Source organism: Amphibacillus xylanus NBRC 15112, assembly GCF_000307165.1.
Classification (GTDB): Bacteria; Bacillota; Bacilli; order Bacillales; family Amphibacillaceae; genus Amphibacillus; species Amphibacillus xylanus.
This window is the reverse complement of record NC_018704.1, coordinates 2,449,790-2,470,483: the sequence shown is the minus strand read 5'-3', so window position 1 is coordinate 2,470,483 and position 20,694 is coordinate 2,449,790. Positions and strand designations below refer to the sequence as shown.

16 protein-coding genes, 2 pseudogenes and 1 riboswitch are annotated in these 20,694 nt (G+C 36.2%); of the genes and pseudogenes, 13 read left to right on the top strand and 5 right to left on the bottom strand.

What is annotated here, in order from left to right:
• Positions 1-4 precede the first annotated feature (4 nt).
• The 6 genes and pseudogenes from AXY_RS11710 to AXY_RS11685 form a co-directional block, all read left to right on the top strand.
• A complete protein-coding gene (locus AXY_RS11710; protein WP_015011038.1) occupies positions 5-1,699 on the top strand; it encodes an FAD-dependent oxidoreductase in 1,695 nt (564 codons plus the stop codon).
• 274 nt (positions 1,700-1,973) lie between these two features.
• The gene (locus tag AXY_RS11705) at positions 1,974-3,083 is read left to right on the top strand and encodes an ABC transporter ATP-binding protein (protein ID WP_015011037.1); all 1,110 of its coding nucleotides are present in this window, start codon (positions 1,974-1,976) and stop codon (positions 3,081-3,083) included.
• Complete coding sequence (locus tag AXY_RS11700) at positions 3,073-3,876, top strand: ABC transporter permease (RefSeq protein WP_041450197.1); 804 nt, start codon at positions 3,073-3,075, stop codon at positions 3,874-3,876. The genes AXY_RS11705 and AXY_RS11700 overlap by 11 nt, the downstream gene beginning before the upstream one ends.
• Position 3,877: 1 nt before the next feature.
• Complete coding sequence (locus AXY_RS11695) at positions 3,878-4,675, top strand: ABC transporter permease (RefSeq protein WP_015011035.1); 798 nt, start codon at positions 3,878-3,880, stop codon at positions 4,673-4,675.
• Positions 4,672-5,745 (top strand): ABC transporter substrate-binding protein, encoded by a 1,074-nt coding sequence (locus tag AXY_RS11690; protein ID WP_015011034.1) that lies wholly within the window; start codon positions 4,672-4,674, stop codon positions 5,743-5,745. Before AXY_RS11695 ends, AXY_RS11690 begins: the two co-directional genes overlap by 4 nt.
• Positions 5,746-5,844: 99 nt before the next feature.
• A pseudogene (locus tag AXY_RS11685) lies at positions 5,845-6,354 on the top strand (DEAD/DEAH box helicase); the annotation flags it as partial.
• Between the two features lie 240 nt (positions 6,355-6,594).
• Here AXY_RS11685 and AXY_RS11680 read toward each other — a convergent pair.
• On the bottom strand, positions 6,595-7,059 hold the full coding sequence (locus AXY_RS11680; RefSeq protein ID WP_015011032.1) for a staygreen family protein: 465 nt from the start codon (positions 7,057-7,059) through the stop codon (positions 6,595-6,597).
• Between the two features lie 156 nt (positions 7,060-7,215).
• Here AXY_RS11680 and gloB point away from each other — a divergent pair, with 156 nt between their 5' ends.
• The 4 genes from gloB to nrdG all read left to right on the top strand — a co-directional run bounded on the left by gloB (position 7,216) and on the right by nrdG (position 12,365).
• Positions 7,216-7,917 (top strand): hydroxyacylglutathione hydrolase, encoded by a 702-nt coding sequence (gloB, locus tag AXY_RS11675; protein ID WP_015011031.1) that lies wholly within the window; start codon positions 7,216-7,218, stop codon positions 7,915-7,917.
• A gap of 652 nt (positions 7,918-8,569) precedes the next feature.
• Positions 8,570-9,190: a DUF3298 and DUF4163 domain-containing protein gene (locus AXY_RS11670; protein ID WP_015011030.1), complete on the top strand. Its 621-nt coding sequence runs from the start codon at positions 8,570-8,572 to the stop codon at positions 9,188-9,190.
• A 182-nt stretch (positions 9,191-9,372) separates the two neighbouring features.
• Positions 9,373-9,517: riboswitch (adenosylcobalamin (AdoCbl) riboswitch) on the top strand.
• A 114-nt stretch (positions 9,518-9,631) separates the two neighbouring features.
• Positions 9,632-11,809, top strand: a complete 2,178-nt coding sequence (nrdD, locus tag AXY_RS11665; RefSeq protein WP_015011029.1) for an anaerobic ribonucleoside-triphosphate reductase — start codon at positions 9,632-9,634, stop codon at positions 11,807-11,809.
• The gene (gene nrdG, locus AXY_RS11660; protein WP_015011028.1) at positions 11,796-12,365 is read left to right on the top strand and encodes an anaerobic ribonucleoside-triphosphate reductase activating protein; all 570 of its coding nucleotides are present in this window, start codon (positions 11,796-11,798) and stop codon (positions 12,363-12,365) included. The genes nrdD and nrdG overlap by 14 nt, the downstream gene beginning before the upstream one ends.
• 87 nt (positions 12,366-12,452) lie before the next feature.
• On the opposite strand, the pseudogene AXY_RS13040 reads toward nrdG, so the two are convergent.
• The 3 genes and pseudogenes from AXY_RS13040 to AXY_RS11650 all read right to left on the bottom strand — a co-directional run.
• A pseudogene (locus tag AXY_RS13040) lies at positions 12,453-12,557 on the bottom strand (IS30 family transposase); the annotation flags it as partial.
• Positions 12,558-12,955: 398 nt separating this feature from the next.
• Positions 12,956-14,626 carry a dihydroxy-acid dehydratase gene (ilvD, locus tag AXY_RS11655; RefSeq protein ID WP_041450196.1) on the bottom strand — a complete coding sequence of 557 codons (1,671 nt, stop codon included), beginning with the start codon at positions 14,624-14,626 and terminating at the stop codon, positions 12,956-12,958.
• Positions 14,627-14,716: 90 nt separating this feature from the next.
• A complete protein-coding gene (locus AXY_RS11650; RefSeq protein ID WP_015011024.1) occupies positions 14,717-15,391 on the bottom strand; it encodes a FadR/GntR family transcriptional regulator in 675 nt (224 codons plus the stop codon).
• Positions 15,392-15,692: 301 nt separating this feature from the next.
• Between AXY_RS11650 and AXY_RS11645 the strand changes: the two genes are divergently transcribed.
• Together AXY_RS11645 and AXY_RS11640 are read left to right on the top strand one after the other, a co-directional pair.
• Positions 15,693-16,817 carry an NADH-dependent flavin oxidoreductase gene (locus AXY_RS11645; protein WP_015011023.1) on the top strand — a complete coding sequence of 375 codons (1,125 nt, stop codon included), beginning with the start codon at positions 15,693-15,695 and terminating at the stop codon, positions 16,815-16,817.
• 267 nt (positions 16,818-17,084) lie between these two features.
• Positions 17,085-17,672: an acetate uptake transporter gene (locus tag AXY_RS11640; protein ID WP_015011022.1), complete on the top strand. Its 588-nt coding sequence runs from the start codon at positions 17,085-17,087 to the stop codon at positions 17,670-17,672.
• Positions 17,673-17,808: 136 nt separating this feature from the next.
• On the opposite strand, the gene AXY_RS11635 is transcribed toward AXY_RS11640, so the two are convergent.
• Positions 17,809-19,797, bottom strand: a complete 1,989-nt coding sequence (locus tag AXY_RS11635) for a bifunctional diguanylate cyclase/phosphodiesterase (RefSeq protein WP_015011021.1) — start codon at positions 19,795-19,797, stop codon at positions 17,809-17,811.
• A 135-nt stretch (positions 19,798-19,932) separates the two neighbouring features.
• On the opposite strand from AXY_RS11635, the gene AXY_RS11630 reads away from it, so the two are divergent.
• Positions 19,933-20,595, top strand: a complete 663-nt coding sequence (locus tag AXY_RS11630) for a helix-turn-helix transcriptional regulator (RefSeq protein ID WP_155835512.1) — start codon at positions 19,933-19,935, stop codon at positions 20,593-20,595.
• Positions 20,596-20,694 lie beyond the last annotated feature (99 nt).

The following is a 20,694-nucleotide window of genomic DNA, read 5'->3' as shown; positions in this document are numbered from 1 at the left end:
AGCTATGACGAGAAAAGTACTAATTGTTGGTGGAGTTGCTGGGGGAGCATCTGTAGCTGCGCGGGTAAGAAGATTAGATGAGCGTGCAGAAATTATTATGTTTGAGAAAGGGCCTCATGTATCCTTTTCAAATTGCTCATTACCTTATCATTTGAGTGGGATAATAGAAGACAGTGAAAAGCTTGTGTTATCATCACCAGAGACTTTTAAAAAACGCTACAATATTGAAGCAAGAGTTAATCAAGAAGTCATTAAAATTAATCGAGATGCGAAAACTGTTACTGTTAAAGATTATCTGACAGATCAAACGTATGAAGAAAGTTATGACAAATTGGTTCTTTCACCTGGTGCTAAACCGATTCGACCAAATTTAACAGGCGTAAATCGTGATCATGTTTTTACAGTACGGAACGTTGTCGATATTGAGAGACTAAATGCATATATCAAATACAATGGTATCAAGGATATTGCGGTAGTGGGTGGGGGCTTTATTGGTGTTGAAGTTGCTGAAAATCTGAGACTTGCTGGCTACAATGTGACGTTAGTTGAGTTTGCTAATCAGGTGCTGGCACCATTTGATGCTGATATGGCGCAGATACTTCATAAGGAACTAATTGATCAAGGCGTTGAACTCGTATTAAATGATGGATTAGCAGAGATTTCAGAACAATGTATCATTACTAACTCGGGTAGGAAAATTGAAGCGCAAGCAGTCGTTTTAGCTATTGGTGTTCAACCAGAAACAGACCTAGCGAAGGATGCTGGCCTTGAGATTGGTGAGACGAATGCAATTAAAGTTGACTCTAACTATTTAACAAGTGATAAACATATTTATGCAGTAGGTGACGCAATTGAAGTCTATCATCGCTTGTTACAAAAACCAACTCGATTACCTTTAGCTGGTCCAGCCCAAAAGCAAGCTAGAGCGGCAGCTGATCATATGTATGGCATGCCGATTCGTAATAATGGTGTGATCGGTTCATCTTCAATTCATGTTTTTGAATTGAATGCTGCTTCTACAGGATTGAATGCTAAAACAGCTGAGCAAGCAGGCATTAAGTATGATTATGTTTATATTATGCCACAAGATAAAGTCGGCTTAATGCCAGATAGTCATACACTGCATTTTAAGTTAATCTATGAATATCCAACAGGCCGAATTTTAGGGGCACAAGCGATTGGGAAAGGAAATGTAGATAAACGAATTGACGTTGTGGCAACAATGATTACGATGAACGGTACGTTAGAAGACTTAAAAGATTTAGAATTAACATACTCACCTATGCTAGGTACAGCTAAAGACGTCGTAAATCATGCTGCATTAGTTGGCCTAAATTTATTACATGGTAGATACAAAGAAGTGAAGGTATCTGAGGTGAGAGAATTAGTCGAAAGTGATGCGTTTATCATTGATGCTCGAGAAGCGCATGAATTTAATGCAGGTCATTTAAAAAATGCAATTAATATTCCTTTAAGTGAATTTAGAGACAGATTAGATGAAATACCTAAAGATCGACCTGTTTATATTCATTGCCGTTCTGGTCAACGAAGCTATAATATGGTGATGGCATTAACTCACTTAGGCTATGACCATGTATATAATATTTCAGGATCTTATTTAGGCATCAGCCTTTACGAATACTATCATGATCTTATATCAGGAAGAGATAAAATAGTTACCAATTATAACTTTAATTAATTTAGTAAAAGAGGGTATACAACAATGTATAGCCTCTTTTTTTTTCGTGCGAAAATGCCTTACTGTAAGAACCTCAACAAAATAGTAAACAAAGCAGGTATTTACTGAATTAGCGGTGAACTTAATACAATACAAACGCTATCTATTCGGTTATTTAGTAGCTTTTTGCATACTACTAATACAAGCAAAATATTTGTTAAATAAATATACTATTTTGTATAAAATAACTGTATAATAGCTTTGTATTTTAACACGTTATTATAAGGAGATAGAAATGAAAAATGATTCTATTATTCAATTTCGTAATGTAACAAAACAGTTTGATGATGAAACGATAATTATAGATAATGTAAGTTTTGAACTTGAACGTGGTAAGTTTTATACGCTGCTTGGTCCGTCAGGTTGCGGAAAGACTACAATCCTACGTTTAATTGCGGGATTTATTGAGCCGACAGAAGGAGATATTTTATTCTACGGTAAGAAAATTAATCATCTTCCAGCGCATAAACGTCAGGTGAATACGGTGTTTCAAGATTACGCTTTATTCCCACATTTGAATGTATTTGAAAACGTAGCTTTCGGATTGCGAATTAAGAAATTAAAAGAGTCAGCCATTAAACAAAAAGTAAAAGAGGCACTGACTTTCGTGAACTTAGATGGCTATGAAAATCGGGAAATCAACGAGCTTTCTGGTGGTCAAAAACAACGTGTCGCAATTGCCCGTGCGATTGTGAATGAGCCAGAGGTAATCTTACTTGATGAGCCTTTATCGGCATTAGATTTGAAATTACGTACACAGATGCAATATGAATTACGAGAAATTCAACGTCGTCTTGGGATTACGTTTATTTTTGTTACGCATGATCAAGAAGAGGCGTTAGCAATGTCAGATGAGATTTTTGTCCTTAATAAGGGGAAAATTCAACAAAGTGGTACACCGATTGATATCTATGACGAGCCAATTAACCGGTTTGTAGCGGATTTCATTGGGGAATCGAATATTATTGAAGGAAAGATGATCGAAGACTTTGTCGTTGAGTTTGCTGGTAAGCGATTCGACTGTGTCGACGGCGGTATGAATAAAAATGAACCTGTTGAAATTGTTATTCGTCCAGAGGATTTAGAAGTTAAACCAGAAGGCCAAGGGAAATTGAATGTTATTGTTACCTCCAGACTATTTAGAGGCGTTCATTATGAAGCACAATGTCGCGACCTTGAAGGTAATGAGTGGCTCGTACATACAACTAAGAAAATTCAGGTTGGTGACAAGATCGGCTTAGACTTTGAAGCAGGTAATATTCACGTCATGCGTTTTAATGAACGCGAAGAAGACTTTGATCGTCGGATCGAGCAGTATACGGAGGATGAAGAAATTGAACAATAAATTCATTCGTAACTTGTATATGGTTCCTTATGCTGTATGGGTTCTTATATTTGTAGTAGCACCGATTTTATTATTACTCTACTATTCATTTTTTGATATTCATGGTGAGTTTTCTCTCATAAATTATCAGCGCTTTTTTACACCTGTCTATTTAAAGCTAACGATTAGCTCATTTTGGTATGCATTTATTATTACGGCAATTTCGTTGCTTGTGTCTTATCCAACTGCTTATTTCTTATCGAAGACAAAGCATAAGCAGCTATGGTTATTATTAATTATCGTACCATCATGGGTGAATCTATTGTTAAAGGCTTATGCTTTTATCGGGATATTTGGTGCGTATGGAGCAGCTAACTATATTCTTGAATGGATTGGTATTGGCTCAAGGCAACTATTGTTTACTGATTTTAGTTTTGTGTTTGTCGCGGTCTATAATTTCATTCCATTTATGATTTTACCGATATTTAATGCCATTAATGGCTTAAACCCAGCATTAATTGATGCTTCACACGATTTAGGTGCTTCAAGACGGACGACATTTAGACGTGTTATTTTCCCGCTGACACTTGAAGGGGTGAAAATTGGTTGTCAGGTTGTCTTTATTCCGGCACTATCATTATTTATGTTAACGCGATTGATTGCAGGAAACCGTGTTATTACACTTGGAACAGCAATTGAGCAGCATTTTCTTGTGACGCAAGACTGGGGGATGGGGTCTACGATTGCCGTATTCCTTATTTTAATTATGTTTATTATTATTCGGATTACTGGATTTAGAAAGCGAGGTGCATAAGATGCAAGCAAAAACTTCACCAGCAGCTAAGATATTTTTAACTATTGTGATCTTCGTTCTTTATGCACCAATTATTTATCTCGTGATTTACTCCTTTAATAGTGGCGGTTCGATGAGTAGCTTTGAAGGCTTTACACTGGATTGGTACAAAGAATTACTCGGTGATACGCGATTATTAATTATTGTTTTGAACACGCTTGTTATTGCATTGTTATCAGCACTATTTGCTACAATTATTGGCACATTTGGTGCGATTTGGATTTACCATCTAAAAAGAAGTAAAAGTACAATTATCGGCTTGAATAATGTGCTTATGGTAAGCCCTGACGTTATTATTGGTGCATCGTTTTTGATATTATTTACGATCGCTGGTATTAGGTTAGGTTTCTACTCGGTATTGCTATCACACATTGCCTTTTGTATTCCAATTGTCGTATTAATGGTTCTTCCGAAGCTGATTGAGATGAACCCGACGTTAATTGATGCGGCAAGAGATTTAGGAGCGACGAGAATAGGTGTATTTACAAAAGTTATTATTCCTTACATTACACCAGGGATTTTTGCTGGTTTCTTTATGGCATTAACGTACTCACTAGATGACTTTGCAGTTACATTTTTCGTAACGGGTAACGGTTTTTCTACGCTATCAGTTGAAATTTACTCAATGGCGCGACAAGGCATTTCATTACACATTAACGCCTTATCAACAATATTATTCTTCTTTACCCTCATTCTTGTGGGAATCTATTATCTCATTTCCCAACGTGGCGGTATTAAATTGGGAGGGTTAAGACGATGAAAAAAATTATGACTGCTTTTGTTGGGATTGTGCTAGTTTCAAGTCTTTTGCTTCTAGTTATTAACCGTCTAAATGCAGCGAAGGGCTATTCCGGTGCTGACACGTTGACTGTCTTCAACTGGGGCGATTACATTGATATGGATTTGGTCAGTCAATTTGAAGAGGAAACGGGTATAACGGTTATATATGAGACGTTTGATTCTAATGAAGCGATGCTAACTAAAATTCAGCAAGGTGGTACGACATATGATATTGCTGTCCCTTCAGAATATATGATTGAGAAAATGATGGAGGAAGATCTGTTAATTCCTTTAGATCATGAAAAGCTACCAAATTTAATTCATATTGATGAACGTTTTATGGATTTACCCTTTGATGAAGGTAATAAATACTCTGTCCCGTATTTCTGGGGAACAGTCGGTATTTTATTTAACCCTGAACTACTACCAGACAAAAGCTTTACAAGTTGGAATGATTTGTGGGATCCAGATTTAGAAAACGGGATTTTACTTATTGATGGAGCTCGTGAAGTGATTGGAATGGGGCTAAATTCATTAGGCTATTCACTTAACGATACGAATCGCGATCATTTAGACGAGGCATTGGAAAAACTCAACACATTAACGCCAAATGTTAAAGCGATTGTAGGTGACGAGAACAAGCTGCTTATGGCTAACAATGAAGCGGCTGTTTCAATTGCTTGGTCTGGTGATGCAAGAGATATTATGTGGGAAAATGAGGCGTTAACATACGTCGTCCCAGAAGAAGGATCGAACTTGTGGTTTGATAATATGGTTATACCTAAAACGGCCGATAATATCGAGGGCGCCCACCAATTTATCAACTTTATGCTTGATCCTGAAATTGCAGCATTAAATACAGAGTATGTCAGCTACTCAACACCGAATCAATCAGCTATAGAATTATTACCAGAAGAGATGGTAGGGGACGAACGCTTTTATCCGCCAGCTGAGTTAACAGAACGACTAGAGGTATATGAGAACCTTGGAAGAGAAATGCTTAGCCTATACAATGAATTATTTTTACAATTTAAAATGCATAAAAATTGATTACAATATGGCTTAGAGAAGAGAACATCTAAGCCATATTTTTATTTTTTCAGAAAGCGTATTTGTACGAGAATAGATCTGAGAGAATGAGGGTAAATCATGAATGAGAAAAACTTTCGAGAATTTGAGTTGAGTAATGAGATTATTGATTCGTTGTCTAAGTTAGCGTATGACCATCCAACAGAAGTACAGAGTCAAGTGATTCCACTAATGTTAGCAAAGCGTGATTTAGTGGTTAAGTCACAAACAGGCAGTGGTAAGACAGCGTCATATGCCATTCCTATTTGTGAATCAATTGATTGGTTAGAGAATAAGCCACAAGCGTTAATTTTAACACCGACTAGAGAGCTTGCTGCTCAAGTAAAAGATGACTTTATTAACATTGGTAGGTACAAACGAATTAAAGCGACAGCTATTTACGGCAAGCAACCATTTGCAAAACAAAAATTAGAATTAAATCAGAAGATGCATGTCGTTGTAGGGACGCCGGGACGAATTTTAGACCATATTGGTAAAGGCACTTTACCCCTTGAGAAAATTAACTATCTCGTAATCGATGAAGCTGATGAAATGCTTAATATGGGGTTTATTGACCAAGTAACGGATATTTAAGAAGGATAAATATCTTTCCTACGCTGCAAGAGAAATGATATCGTTTATACATTCAAGAGAAGATGAAAGTTAGTCGTTAAATAGATTTGTGTGACGGAGTGAGAGCCTAAGTCAAAATTACTTGATTTAGGCTCTGTGTTATTGTCAGCATGCCAGATTAGCAAACTGAGATTAGGCGAGAACCGGTATCATGATGAACTTTTGCAACTAACGATGGGTGAATTTTTCATAAAAAAATTATCTAACATTAGGTTCGGTGAAATGCTTAAATGTTCCCCAATTCTCAAGTGTTTTAAGACTGTCATGTTGTGAGTTAAATTGAATGAGGATCGGTGCATGATCAAGATATGGATGTGCAGTAAATAACGCTCTGTCACCATATCTAATTGCAGTTAAAGCAGTAGGGAGCTCTCGTTTGAAGATCTCATTTCTTTTACGAGCTGCATCAATTGGAAACTCACCTTGATCAATATAGATGTTGATAAAGAACCATAAACAATGCTCATCTAATCTCCACTCCCCTAAAACTTCATCACGTGTAGGGTTAATTTTTTCCCATGCAAAATTGGTCCCAATATCCAAAAATAATTCACCAGTAACATCAGAGTGTGTTAGCGTGTAACGCCTTGGTATTACAGGTTGGGTTAAGGTTGTTTCATTAATAAAGTTAACAGAAAGTTTTTCAGGATTAAATGTACTCAAATTATCAACTCCCATCATATAGTTATCAATATGCGAATAACCAGATTCGGTTCGTGAGCGTAATATTTTTTTATTTGGCTTTAGGAGCTTATAAGGTATCGATTTAATAGAAGGATAATAGAGGAAGTTGTATACTATTACCAAGGAGTGATAAAAGTGAACATTCATCCAATCAATGCATTCAAAGATAATTATATTTGGGTAGTCGAGCAAGATTCACAGGTTGTCGTCGTTGATCCTGGTGAGGCAAAGGGTGTTTTAGATTATCTATATAATGAACAGAAAAGCTTAAGCGCCATTTTGCTAACGCATAATCATGATGATCATACTGGCGGGGTCGAGCAAATTTTAGCTGAATATCCTAATACCCCAGTACATGGACCTGCGGAAACTCAACCTCTAAGTCAGTATGTATTAAAGGAAGGCGATTCGTTTAAATTATTTGGGCGAACAGTGACTGTATTGGACACACCAGGCCATACAGAAGGTCATATTAGTTACTTAATCGATGAAGCTCTATTTTGTGGTGATTCACTATTTTCAGCTGGAACTGGTCGTGTTTTTACCGGCGATTATCAAGCACAATTTTTGTCGCTGCAGAAATTCAAACAGCTTGATAACATTGTGCGTGTATACCCAGCTCATGAATATACAGAAACGAATCTACGCTTTGCTCAATCTATCGAACCAGCTAATCAGCACGTATTAGTCGCGTTAGATGAGGTGAGAGCGTTAAGAAAAACTGGTAAACCCACATTACCATCGACAATAGGAAGAGAAAAGAAAATAAATCTACTCCTCCAAGCAGAAACTCTTGAACAATTTATCAAATTACGCCAAGCACGTGATGATTTTTAAAAAACATTGCAAGGTTAGTGCTAATCTATAACGTTTGGTAGGGAAAATGAGTTAAAAGTTGATGATAACTCGCAAATCTTTAAAGTTTGAGTTGAAAAGTGGTTAAAAAGTAGATGGTAAGTCGCAAATCTTTAACGTTTGAGTTGAAAAGTGGGTTAAAAAGTAGATGATAAGGCACTAATCTTTAACGTTTGAGTTGAAAAGTGGGTTAAAAGTAGATGGTAAGTCGCAAATCTTTAAAGTTTGAGTTGAAAAGTGGTTAAAAAGTAAATGATAAGGCACTAATCTTTAACGTTTGAGTTGAAAAGTGGTTAAAATGCAGATGATAATGCACTAAACTATAACTTTTGCTCCAAATAGTAGCGCAAAAGTAGATGATAAGCGCATAATCTTTAACGTTTTGATTAAAAAGTCGTTCAACCGTAGACGATAAAGCCCTAATCCTTAATGTTTGGTCTAAAAAGTCGTTCAACTGTTGACGATAAAGCCCCAATCTTCAACGTTTTGGCGGAAAATTAGTCTAAACGTATAAGATTTCCGCTATACCATTGATAATCTGTTTAACAAGCGAAAAAACTCACACCAAAATCCTTATAGGCAGACACACAATTACGCCCATTGCATAAATTGTCTATAGAGGAGCGTGGTGCAAATGTCTTTTGTATTTCCAGTTCAGATTCAAACGCTAAATATAAGTGATGGTCCGAATAAAATCGTTTATTATCCTCAGGCAGTAAAAATGAAGGATCAAGCATTAGAAAATTTAATCAATCAAACAATTGTTAGCCAAACTCAAGAGCTAATTAATCTTCAAGTTGGCAATATGCCGACAACAGTAGTGGAGATGATCGGGTTATATGAACTGAAAAATAATCAGCGTGATGTTTTAAGCTTGTCGCAATCAAATTACACATACCATTACCATGCAGCTCATGGCATGACGTTTATTAAATCCCTAACTTTTGGCCTAAAGGAAAAACAACTATGCGAGCTAAAAGATTTATTTAAACCAGGAAGTGATTATGTAAAAGTACTTTCGGACCTAATCAAGATACAAATTGAGCAACGGGATATTCCGATATTAGGGGAATTCAAAGAGATAAAACCTGACCAAGATTTTTATATTGCTGACAAATCACTAGTCATATATTTTCAACTTTATGAAATCACGCCATATGTTTATGGTTTTCCGATGTTTCCTATCTCAGTGTATGATCTTGAATCTATTATCGATGAAAATGGTCCACTCGGGCGTATGCTTGCTAGTCAATAATTTTTTCATAACACACATCAGTTTTAGTAGATGTGTGTTATATTTTGTCGCAAAAAATCATATGTAGTTTGTCTTAGACAAAAAGTCATGTCAAGATGAAAATTTAGTAAATCTCCAACAATACTAAATATGGACACAAATTGTTCATTGACCCCCAATATGTTGCGTGATATAGTAAAAATACTACATAATATTTCATTTTGAAATGGAATCCAGTGAGAATCTGGAACGGTCCCGCCACTGTATGAGCATTAGCTTAAGTCAGGTCTTTTCTCAAGATGAACTTACAAAATTCTTGTTATTTCGAGGCAAAGTAACAAATTAGCTCCCTAGAATGAAGTATGCCTTTTAGGGTTTTTTTATGCGTTTAGAGACATGACATAATATATGCAGCAAAATCAAACGAACTATACGACCAAGACTGAAAGGGGTAATAAAACAATGATGGATACAAAAATGGTGAAGAGGCCAGCTATTAAACTAGCAATCGAAAAGAGGGATGGCCGATCACAAAAATACGATCCAGCAAAAATAAAGAACGCACTTATCCAAGCGGTTCAGAATACTAATTTATCTTATTCAAAACAAACAATTGAAGAGATTACATATGAAGTAGATGAAAATATTCAAGCAAGTGCACCCGCAGTAATCACAACATCTCTTATTGATGATTATGTTTTGAAGCGCTTACAAAGTTACGGTATGCTTGATTTAGCTGATAGCTATGTCCAACGACGTAAGGAAAAAGCAGAAATACGAAAAAATAGTCGCGATATTAACCGCAAAATTGATCAGCTATTAGAAAAGGATCCAACGGTGGTTAATGAGAACGCGAATAAAGATAGTAATGTTTTTAACACACAACGTGACTTAACCGCAGGAAGTGTTGGGAAAACGATCGGTTTAAGAATGCTTCCTCCACATGTAGCAAATGCGCATGAAAAAGGCGAAATTCATTATCACGACTTAGACTATACACCATATGCACCGATGACTAACTGCTGTTTAATCGATTTTAAAACAATGTTTGAACAAGGATTTGAGATTGGAAATGCAGAAGTTGAATCACCGAGATCGATTCAAACGGCCGCAGCACAAACAGCACAGATTATTGCCAATGTCGCATCAAGCCAGTACGGAGGATGTAGCTTTGACCGTGTAGATGAAGTTTTAGCACCGTATGCACAATTAAACTATGAGAAAAACCTCAAAACAGCTCAAGACTGGATTGAAGGAGAAGAGCGTCAAAAGGCATTTGCTTTAGAAAAAACTAAAAAAGATATTTATGATGCAATGCAAAGCTTAGAGTATGAAATTAATACACTCTATACATCACAAGGACAAACGCCATTTACAACTTTAGGTTTTGGTTTAGGGACAAGCTGGATTGAGCGTGAAATCCAAAAATCAATTTTACAAATTAGAATTAACGGTTTAGGTAAGGAAAAACGAACAGCTATATTTCCAAAGCTTGTTTTCACATTGAAACGGGGCGTAAACCTTGAACCGCAAGATCCAAACTATGATATCAAGCAATTAGCTCTTGAATGCTCAACTAAACGAATGTATCCTGACGTTTTAAGCTATGACAAAATTGTTGAATTAACAGGTAGTTTTAAAGTACCAATGGGCTGTCGCTCATTCTTACAATCTTGGAAAGATAAAGATGGCAATGAAGTAACATCAGGCCGAATGAATTTAGGTGTAGTGACGTTAAATTTACCACGGATTGCAATTGAAGCAGGTGGAGATTTTAATAAATTCTATGAATTACTAGACGAGCGTCTTGCTGTTATGAAAGATGCATTGGTCTTTAAAGCAAATCGAACAATGGAAGCAAAACCAGTTAATGCTCCCATCTTATATTTACATGGTGCATTTGGGGAAAAACTAAAAACAACTGACCCAGTGTCGAAATTGTTCTTGAACAAACGTGCAACTGTTTCATTAGGCTATATTGGTCTATATGAAGTAGCAGCTGCATTTTACGGAAAAGCATGGGAGGATAACCCAGAGGCAAAAGACTTCACATTGGATGTTATCAAACGATTAAAATCAAAAGCAGATGAGTGGGGTAATGAAACAGATATACACTTTAGTGTCTACTCAACGCCAAGTGAAAGTCTAACAGATCGTTTCTGTAGACTAGATTTTGAGAAATTTGGTCCGATCGAAGAGATTACTGATAAGGGCTATTATACTAATAGCTTCCACTATGATGTAAGGAAATCACCAACACCATTTGAAAAGCTAGACTTTGAGATGGAATATGCACCATATACAAGTGGTGGCTTTATTCACTACTGTGAATATCCTAAAATGCAAACAAATCCAAAGGCACTAGAAGCCGTATGGGATTATGCATATGATCGAGTCGGGTATTTAGGTACAAATACACCAATTGACCACTGCTATGAATGTAATTATGATGGTGAATTTAACCCGACTGAAAGAGGCTTTGAGTGTCCAAGCTGTGGCAACACTGATCCTGAAACATGTGATGTTGTAAAACGTACGTGTGGTTATCTTGGTAATCCGCAAAAACGTCCAATGGTTAAAGGCCGTCATGAAGAAATTGCCTCACGTAAAAAGCATATGAAAGGATTTGATTGTAATTAAGTCAATTCCGATTACATGGACAGCAGAACGCTTTAGCCTCGGTCATATTGCGGACTATAAACCTTACAACTTTGTTGATGGTGAAGGGGTAAGATGTAGTCTCTATGTTAGTGGATGTCCATTTGCTTGTCGAGGTTGCTACAACAAAGCGGCTCAAGATTTTTCATATGGATACCCATATACAAAAGAATTAGAAGATCAAATCATTGAAGACTTGAACGCTGAATATTGCCAAGGACTTAGTCTATTAGGTGGCGAACCCTTCTTAAATACCCAAGTAACCTTATCATTGTGTAAAAGAGTGAGAGCTGAATTCGGTGATACAAAGGATATTTGGGCATGGAGTGGCTATACTTATCAGGAACTTTTCAAAAGCAGTCCAGATAAAATTGAGTTACTAAAGTTAATTGACGTATTAGTAGATGGTAGATTCATCGAAGCCAAAAAAGACTTAAACTTAGCATTTAGAGGTAGTTCAAATCAAAAAATTATCGATGTGAAAAAGTCAATCCAGGCTGATCAACTGATGCTCTGGAATAATGGGAACTATATTTAAAAGCTATAAAAAATACATGTTATGCGACCAAAAACGCACCTGTCTTAGATTCTTTCGAGACAGGTGCGTTTTATATTATTTGATTTGTCAATTTAAGCTAGACAAATGTGATTCATCGATGTAACTCATAAACACTTCCAAAGGCGTTCGATAATTTAGTGATTTTCTAGGTATTTGATTTCTCTTGTCTGCTGCAGACACAGATGTTTGATCAGCTTTGTAAAATTCATTTCCTTTAATAAGCTATCGCTAGTTCTGAAAATTTGCTGTTATGCCAAAAGTGGCTGCCATGCCAGTCTCTCCATGTAATGTGGTGCACTTGATCTTGGATGTGTGATTGGGGAGCCTGGTATATTGCTAAATCTACTATTTCTAGTAGGGCAAGTGAGTTAATGTATCAGTTTAAACCTATTAAGTTGCAACAATGTTCAATAAAAAATGAGTACGTTAAAGTGATTAAGAAGTATTTAGCCTCACAAGGTTAATAGATGAATGTCTTTTTTTATTTGTCTACTAAACGAGTTAAATAATTTTATAAAAATAAACGCCTGGCCAATTTACAGCCAGAGCGTTTATTATTTTGTAAAAAATTAAATTTCCATAATTCCGCCTCGTGAAGCATTCGTAACAAGCTTCGAGTATCTCGCTAACCAACCAGTTTTAATCTTCGGTTCAAATGGTTTAAGATTTTTTGCACGCTCAGCTAACTCCTCGTCTGATACGTTAAGATTAATTGTTCGGCTTGGTAAATCAATTTCAATCACATCACCATTTTCAACTAAAGCAATCGGTCCGCCTTCTGCCGCTTCTGGTGAAATATGTCCAATTGAAATACCACGTGAAGCACCGCTAAAGCGACCGTCAGTTATCAGTGCAACTTCAGTTCCTAGTCCGCGACCCATAATTGCAGAGGTTGGTGCAAGCATCTCTGGCATTCCAGGTCCACCTTTAGGCCCTTCATAACGAATCACGACAACGTGACCTGCTTTAACCGTGCCATTATCAATTGCTTCTTGAGCTTCATTTTGCGAATCAAACACAATTGCTTCACCAACGAATTTCTTAATCGAAGGATCAACAGCACCAACTTTAATAACAGAACCATCTGGCGCAATGTTACCATACAGCACAGATAGACCACCAACAGGACTATATGGATTATCTTTTGTTCGAATTACTTCAGGATTTGTAATCTCATGCCCCTTAACAAGTTCGCCCATTGTTTTACCTGTAATCGTAATCCGATCTGGATGAATGGCTCCAGGAATTTTTGTTAACTCATTAATGATCGCTTCAACGCCACCAGCCTTATTGATATCATCCATTGAGATATCAGATGCGGGCATGATTTTTGCTAAATATGGTACTCTTTCAGCGACTTTATTAATATCAGCCATTTCATATTTAATCCCAGCTTCATGTGCAATTGCTAATGTATGAAGCACTGTATTTGTCGATCCGCCCATCGCCATATCAAGCGCAAATGCATCATCGATTGCTTCTTTTGTGATAATATCACGTGGTTTTACATCTTCTTTAATCATGCGGATTAAATGCTTCGCTGCTTCACGAACTAATTCTTTACGCTTATCGCTTGTTGCCACTATTGTTCCGTTACCTGGTAGCGCCATACCGAGCATTTCCATTAAGCAGTTCATTGAATTGGCTGTAAACATACCTGAACAGGATCCACACGTTGGACAAGCATTCATTTCAATATCAAGTAATTCTTCAGCGGACATTTGGCCGGATTTATGCGCACCAACACCTTCGAATACTGATGTTAAGGAAAGTTGTTGTCCAGTCGAGCTGACCCCAGCCTCCATTGGCCCACCAGATACAAAAACAGAAGGCACATTTGTCCTAGCAGCCGCCATTAACATACCAGGGGTAATTTTGTCACAGTTTGGAATATAAAATACACCATCAAACCAGTGTGCATTAATAACAGTTTCAGCAGAGTCAGCAATGAGCTCACGACTTGGTAATGAATAACGCATACCGATATGTCCCATTGCAATTCCATCATCAACACCAATCGTGTTAAATTCAAATGGAATTCCACCAGCTTCAATAATCGCTTCCTTAACAACATCAGCAAACTCACGCAAATGAACATGCCCAGGAATTATATCGATATAAGAGTTACAAACGCCGATAAAAGGTTTATCCAAATCTTTCGTTTTTACTTTCCCAGTTGCATACAACAGACTACGGTGGGGTGCACGGTCAACCCCAACTTTAATCATATCGCTCCTCATATTGAACACACACCTTCTCATTTAGTTATTAATATTATTTTAAAGGCAAAGATGTCTGCCGTCAATGGAATTGTTAGACAACTCTGAATATTAATTAATTTCCAAATCATTAATTGCACGTAAAATATGAATTTTCATTGCACTACGGGCACCTTCGGGGTTTCTTGCTTTCATGAATTCCATAATCATTCTGTGGTCATTAATCGTATCTTGAGATGCCCGATCATTTGCCTGTGACAAAACAACACCAGCATCAATCGCTTGATAAATGACAGGCATTAGCTTGTCGATAAATGCATTGTGTGTAGCTTTTGAAATTGACTTATGAAACTTTTGTTCAACCTCAGTTCGATCTTCACCACGAATAATTTTTTCTTCAATTTGCTTACCAAAATCTAAAATTCGCTCTAACTCAGTATCTGTTGCTCTGATCGTCGCATAATAAGCAGCTTCTGGTTCGAAAATTAATCGCATTTCATATAAATCTCTTGCCCCAATTCGCGCTTCTGAAATTTGATTTAATGATTGTAACGTCTTACTAACATCAAAATCTTCTCTAACAAAAGTTCCTCGACCACGCTTAATTTCTAAGACACCGTTTGTAACTAAGATTCTAATCGCTTCTCTTAGTGTCGTTCGACTAATGTTTAACTTTTCTGATAATTCATTTTCGTTTGGTAGTTTATCACCTGGACCAAACCTTTTTTCAATGGCGATCAACGTCATAATATCATCTGCGATTTGGTCAGATAGTCTCTTTTGCATGATACATTCACCACACTGTTTTTGTTTTAGTATAGCATAAGGCTGTGCAGAGGTAGATCTACGACTAAAGATTTGATTGTGGGAATTTATGAAAAAATTATTTATGAAGCTACTATCCTTTCATTACAAGACTTGGTTCTTTCAATGTAATTTCTTCTCATAAGTACCTGCGAGACTAACTATAACCACTACTACAATCATATTCATCCTAAAGGGGAAATTAGAAGCGAAAAATTAGCAAAAAGATTATAATTGATAGACAATAATATATATTTATAAAGTAGATAGGAGGAGCTTTACAATGAACGAAAAGTACAAATCCTTATTCGAACCTTTTACATTTAAATCAGGTGTCACAATTGATAATCGAATTGTGATGGCACCGATGACCACTAACTCATCATTTGAAAATGGTATGGTGACGACAGATGAATGCATGTATTACAACCGTCGTGCAAAGGGTCTTGGTGCAGTAATTACGGCATGTGCACAAGTCCGTGAAGATGGGAAATTCGCAGGATCATTAAGTGCGGCATCTGATATGCACATTAAAAGCTTGGCAAAGCTAGCAAAATCTATTAAAAGCACAGGTACAAAAGCGATATTACAAATTTTCCATGTTGGACGAAACGGATCAGTAAGTACATTAAGGGGACTTCAACCAGTAAGTGCAAGTGCAGTAGCTTCAGAGCGTGAAGGTGCTGAAACTCCGAGAGCATTGGCAGACGATGAAGTACGTGACATTATTACAGCCTTTGGTGAAGCTACGAGAAGAGCTATTGAAGCGGGTTTTGATGGAGTTGAGATTCATGGCGCGAACACATACTTAATCCAACAATTTTTCTCACCACATTCAAACAGAAGAGACGATCACTGGGGTGGAACATTAGAAAAACGAATGAACTTCCCACTTGCGGTTATTGATTCTGTAAAATCAGCTATTGCAAAACATACAGACAAACCATTTATTTTAGGCTACCGGATTTCACCTGAAGAAATTGAAGAGCCAGGAATTACATTAGATGATACATTAGCTTTACTATCAAAACTTAAAGATCAAGGACTTGATTATATCCATATTTCAACAGGTCACTATATGCAAAGCTCAATACGTGATCAAGACAACAAGACACCTGTCCTGAAAACAATTGTTGAAGCAATCGGTGCAGAGATTCCGATTATTGGCGTTGGTCAAATTATTACACCAGATCACGCAGTTGAAGCTATGGAAAAATTAAACCTACCACTGATAGCTATAGGAAGACAGTTAATTGCAGAACCGGACTGGATTGAAAAAGTGAAAGCTGGAAAAGAAGACAGTATTCGAACAGAGATTAGACCAGAAGATCAAGAAGAATTAGCCCTCCCAGATGCGATGTGGGAATACGTTAATGCAAGCCCAGGATGGTTGCCAATAGTTGAATAAGATAGTGGAAAAGATGACCTTTGAAAATTAGGGTCATCTTTTTTACAGTGATTATGAATAGAAACAAAACAGTTGATTAAAGTATAAGAGAATATATAAAATCTTCCTAAATTAGTATTGTGAAAAATCATTCTCATAATAATTAGCGTTGTACCAACTTTTAACTACACAAATCACTTCGCTAAAAGTTTGACATGTAAACATTTTCACCTCTATACTTGTGAATGCTGTGTTTTTACACAAGTATGATAAAACGGAGTGACAAGATTGGAAAAGAAAGTGACAAGCATCAAGGAAATTACAGCAAATCCAGCTCCACTAGGTCTAATGGGCTTTGGGATGACAACAGTTCTGCTAAATATTCATAATGCAGGATTTTTTGAGTTAGATGCAATGATTTTAGCGATGGGTATATTCTATGGTGGTCTAGCACAAGTAATTGCGGGCATCATCGAATTTAAGAAAGATAATACATTCGGCGCAACAGCATTTACATCCTATGGATTTTTCTGGTTAGCATTAGTAGGGTTAAACGTACTACCTTTAATGGGATACGGTGAAGCGGCTGGTTCATTATCAATGGCTTCATTCCTATTTATGTGGGGAATTTTTACGCTATACATGTTTATAGGAACATTAAGAATTAGTAAAGCTCTTCAAGTTGTTTTTGGAACTTTAACGATTCTATTCTTCTTATTAGCGATTGGCAATTTTACAGGTTCTAGCCTGGTGTTAACGATTGCTGGTTATGAAGGTATTATTTGTGGATTTACTGCGATTTATGCGGCAATGGCACAAGTGTTAAACGAATTATATGGTAAAGAAATTTTACCAATTGGTACTTACCAAGCATAAATGATGGCTTTTACTAAAATTAGTTAAGCAGTCTGATGCATAGAATTTGTTGTAAAGAAGAAGCGTGGCAAAGATGCTCGCTTCTTTTTTTTGCTACAAATATTAGCCAAATGACTTTAGTTTTAATTAATAATCATTACCTTCTATAATGTTTAGCCCATGTCTTGATTTCCTCAAAAGGTATTGGCTGACTGAAGTAGCTACCCTGCATAATATAGCAACCAAGTTCTAATAGTTGATTGACGTCCTTCGCAACTTCAACCCCGTCTGCAATGACCTCTAGCCCAAGTGACTCTGCAAGAATTACGATAGCCCGAATAATTGCCTGTTTACTTGGCTTATCAATATTAATTGAAAATTGGCGATCAAGCTTAACGGTATTAATCGGTAGAATATCTAATAGGCCAATTGACGAATAACCAGTTCCGAATTCATCCATCGATACTTTTATGCCCAGTGTACCAACTTTTTTAAGTTGTTGAATTATATGGTCAACGTCAAGTAACATCATTGATTCTGTAAATTCAATCTCTAAATCATGTGGATTTATACCTGATTTCTTTAAACTTTTATCAATAATGTCGTATAATTTGTCGGTTAGAAATAATTTTGCCGACAAGTTAACTGATACAGGGTGCTTGATTCCTAGAGTTTCTAGAGTATAGAAATGTTTACAAACTTGTTCTAAGAGCCATTTTGAATAAGTGATTAACATTCCGGTCTTCTCTATTAGTGGCATGAATTCGTCAGGGTAAATGGTACCAAATTCAGGATGTCCCCAACGTACTAATGCTTCAAAACCAAATAATTGATTAGTTTTCAAATTCCATTTAGTTTGATACTCGAGGAAAAATTGTTCTGATTTAAGTGCACTGCTTAAATCTTTTTCTAGTTTTAATTTTCGTTCTACTTCAACTTTCATGTCTGTTGTGAAAATTGAATATTGATTTTTCCCATTTTTCTTTGCAACATACATGGCTGTGTCGGCTGCTCGTAATAAGTTCTTATAACTATTTTTTTCTACAAATCCGTTGGCAATACCGATGCTGCATGTGATGTTTAATTCATTACCATTAACATAAAAAGGTTCCTTAAGTTCATCTAACAGAGACTGGGCTGCCTTTTCTGCTAATGATAAGTCAGGGTGATTTAAAATAAAAACAAATTCGTCCCCACCTATTCTGAAACCTTGTGAAAAATCATTCTGGAATTTTTTCAAAGTCAAACCGATGTGCTTTAATAAAAAATCACCAATGTCATGACCAAATGTATCGTTTATTGCTTTAAAATGATCTAGATCAATGAATAGAAGACTGATTTTATTATTAGGATCAATTTTTCTAAAAAAGCGTGTCAGTTCATTTCGATTAGCTAAGCCAGTAACATGATCTTTATAAGCGATTTTTTCTAACATAAAGCGGTCAAAATAGATTGAAGTCCAAACAATTAAAATAGTTATCGAGATGGCAATAATTACTCCGATAAGAAGAAATAAGTCGATTTCATATGTTTTGTGTGCAGGAGTTGAAAATAGCTCCATCGTTGTTGCCGCCATGCCAATATAGTGCATACCGGATACTGCTAGTCCCATAACTAAGGCTGCTAACCATTTTAATAAGCTTGCCCTTGGTTGGCTTTTAAATCGATCAAATAATATTAGTGCGATATATGACGCTAGTAGGGCAATGATAATGGATGTAATCACTAATGAATTGTTAAAAGTCATGACACCGTCCATAATAATTGCCTTCATACCAATGTAGTGCATGCTGATGATGCCACTACCCATGAAAAAGCCACCAACACCAATTTGGTACATGGTCATCTTCTTAAACAAGGTTAAATAAAAAGCTATGAATGAAGAGCCAATGCTAACGACCATGGAAATAATCGTTAAATTCAAGTCATACGTAACGCTAGCATGAGAATAATGAGCAATCATGCCAACAAAGTGCATTGACCAAATGCCTGTACCCATCACGACTGATCCGGAAATCAACCAGAAAATTTTCAGCTTACTTGTTGCGACAGTAATTTTCGCTGTAATAGTAAGTGCTGAATATGATGAAATAATTGCGATTATGAGCGATAGGACAACTAAATATACATTATGCTGTTGAAACATAGGATCCCATCCTTTTATATTCAAGAATACTCTTTACTGATTGTTTGATCTATTACCTTAAATTATGCTAAATAAAAGCAAAAGATATTATTTGATGAAAATTTGAACATATTGTCTTTATATTATCATTTAAAATTGACAAACGCAGGTAGTAATAGCGAGGTAGTCTTTCATCTTAGAGATAAGAATGGATTTTATATTGAAAGTATTAAGAATGGACACATTTCCGGTAGAACTACTTCATCACCTATAACTGGTTTAGCGTTAGAAATGATAAAAAATGAAGCATATACGGATACAAACTATCTAGTAAACTATCGTGGTGTTAGTAAAAAAGGAGACTTTTTAAAGTCTTCAACATACTTTATTAAGAATAGTGATGGCTATTTAGAAGGTCTAATCTGTATCAATACAAATGTAAGTGATTACATCGCTGTTAAGCATCTTTTAGAAGAGTTAAGTTCATTTAGACCAATAGATGAAGAGCCAATCGCTATCGAGCAAGCAAAAGAATATAGCTTAAAGCTAAATGACAATGTCATGGATGAGCACCAAAATAAAACTGATGATAAAATTGAATATTTCTCTCACTCGATAGAGGAGATTATTTACAATATTATACCGGAAGAGAAATTAAGAGATAAAAGTCTAACCCCATCTGATCGAAAGGAAATTGTAAGTACGTTAAATGATAGTGGGATATTTTCGATGAAGGGATCAGTACCAATCGTTGCTGAAATTATGCAAGTATCGATTCCAACGGTTTACAGATACATTAAAGAAGTTAAAAATAATTAATCCTGTAGAAAAAACGTCGTGGTGACTAATTGGTCGTTGCTTATCCGATTATCATTTCAAGATGGTACAGTTAAGTTTATAAATCAATTAGACTAAAAC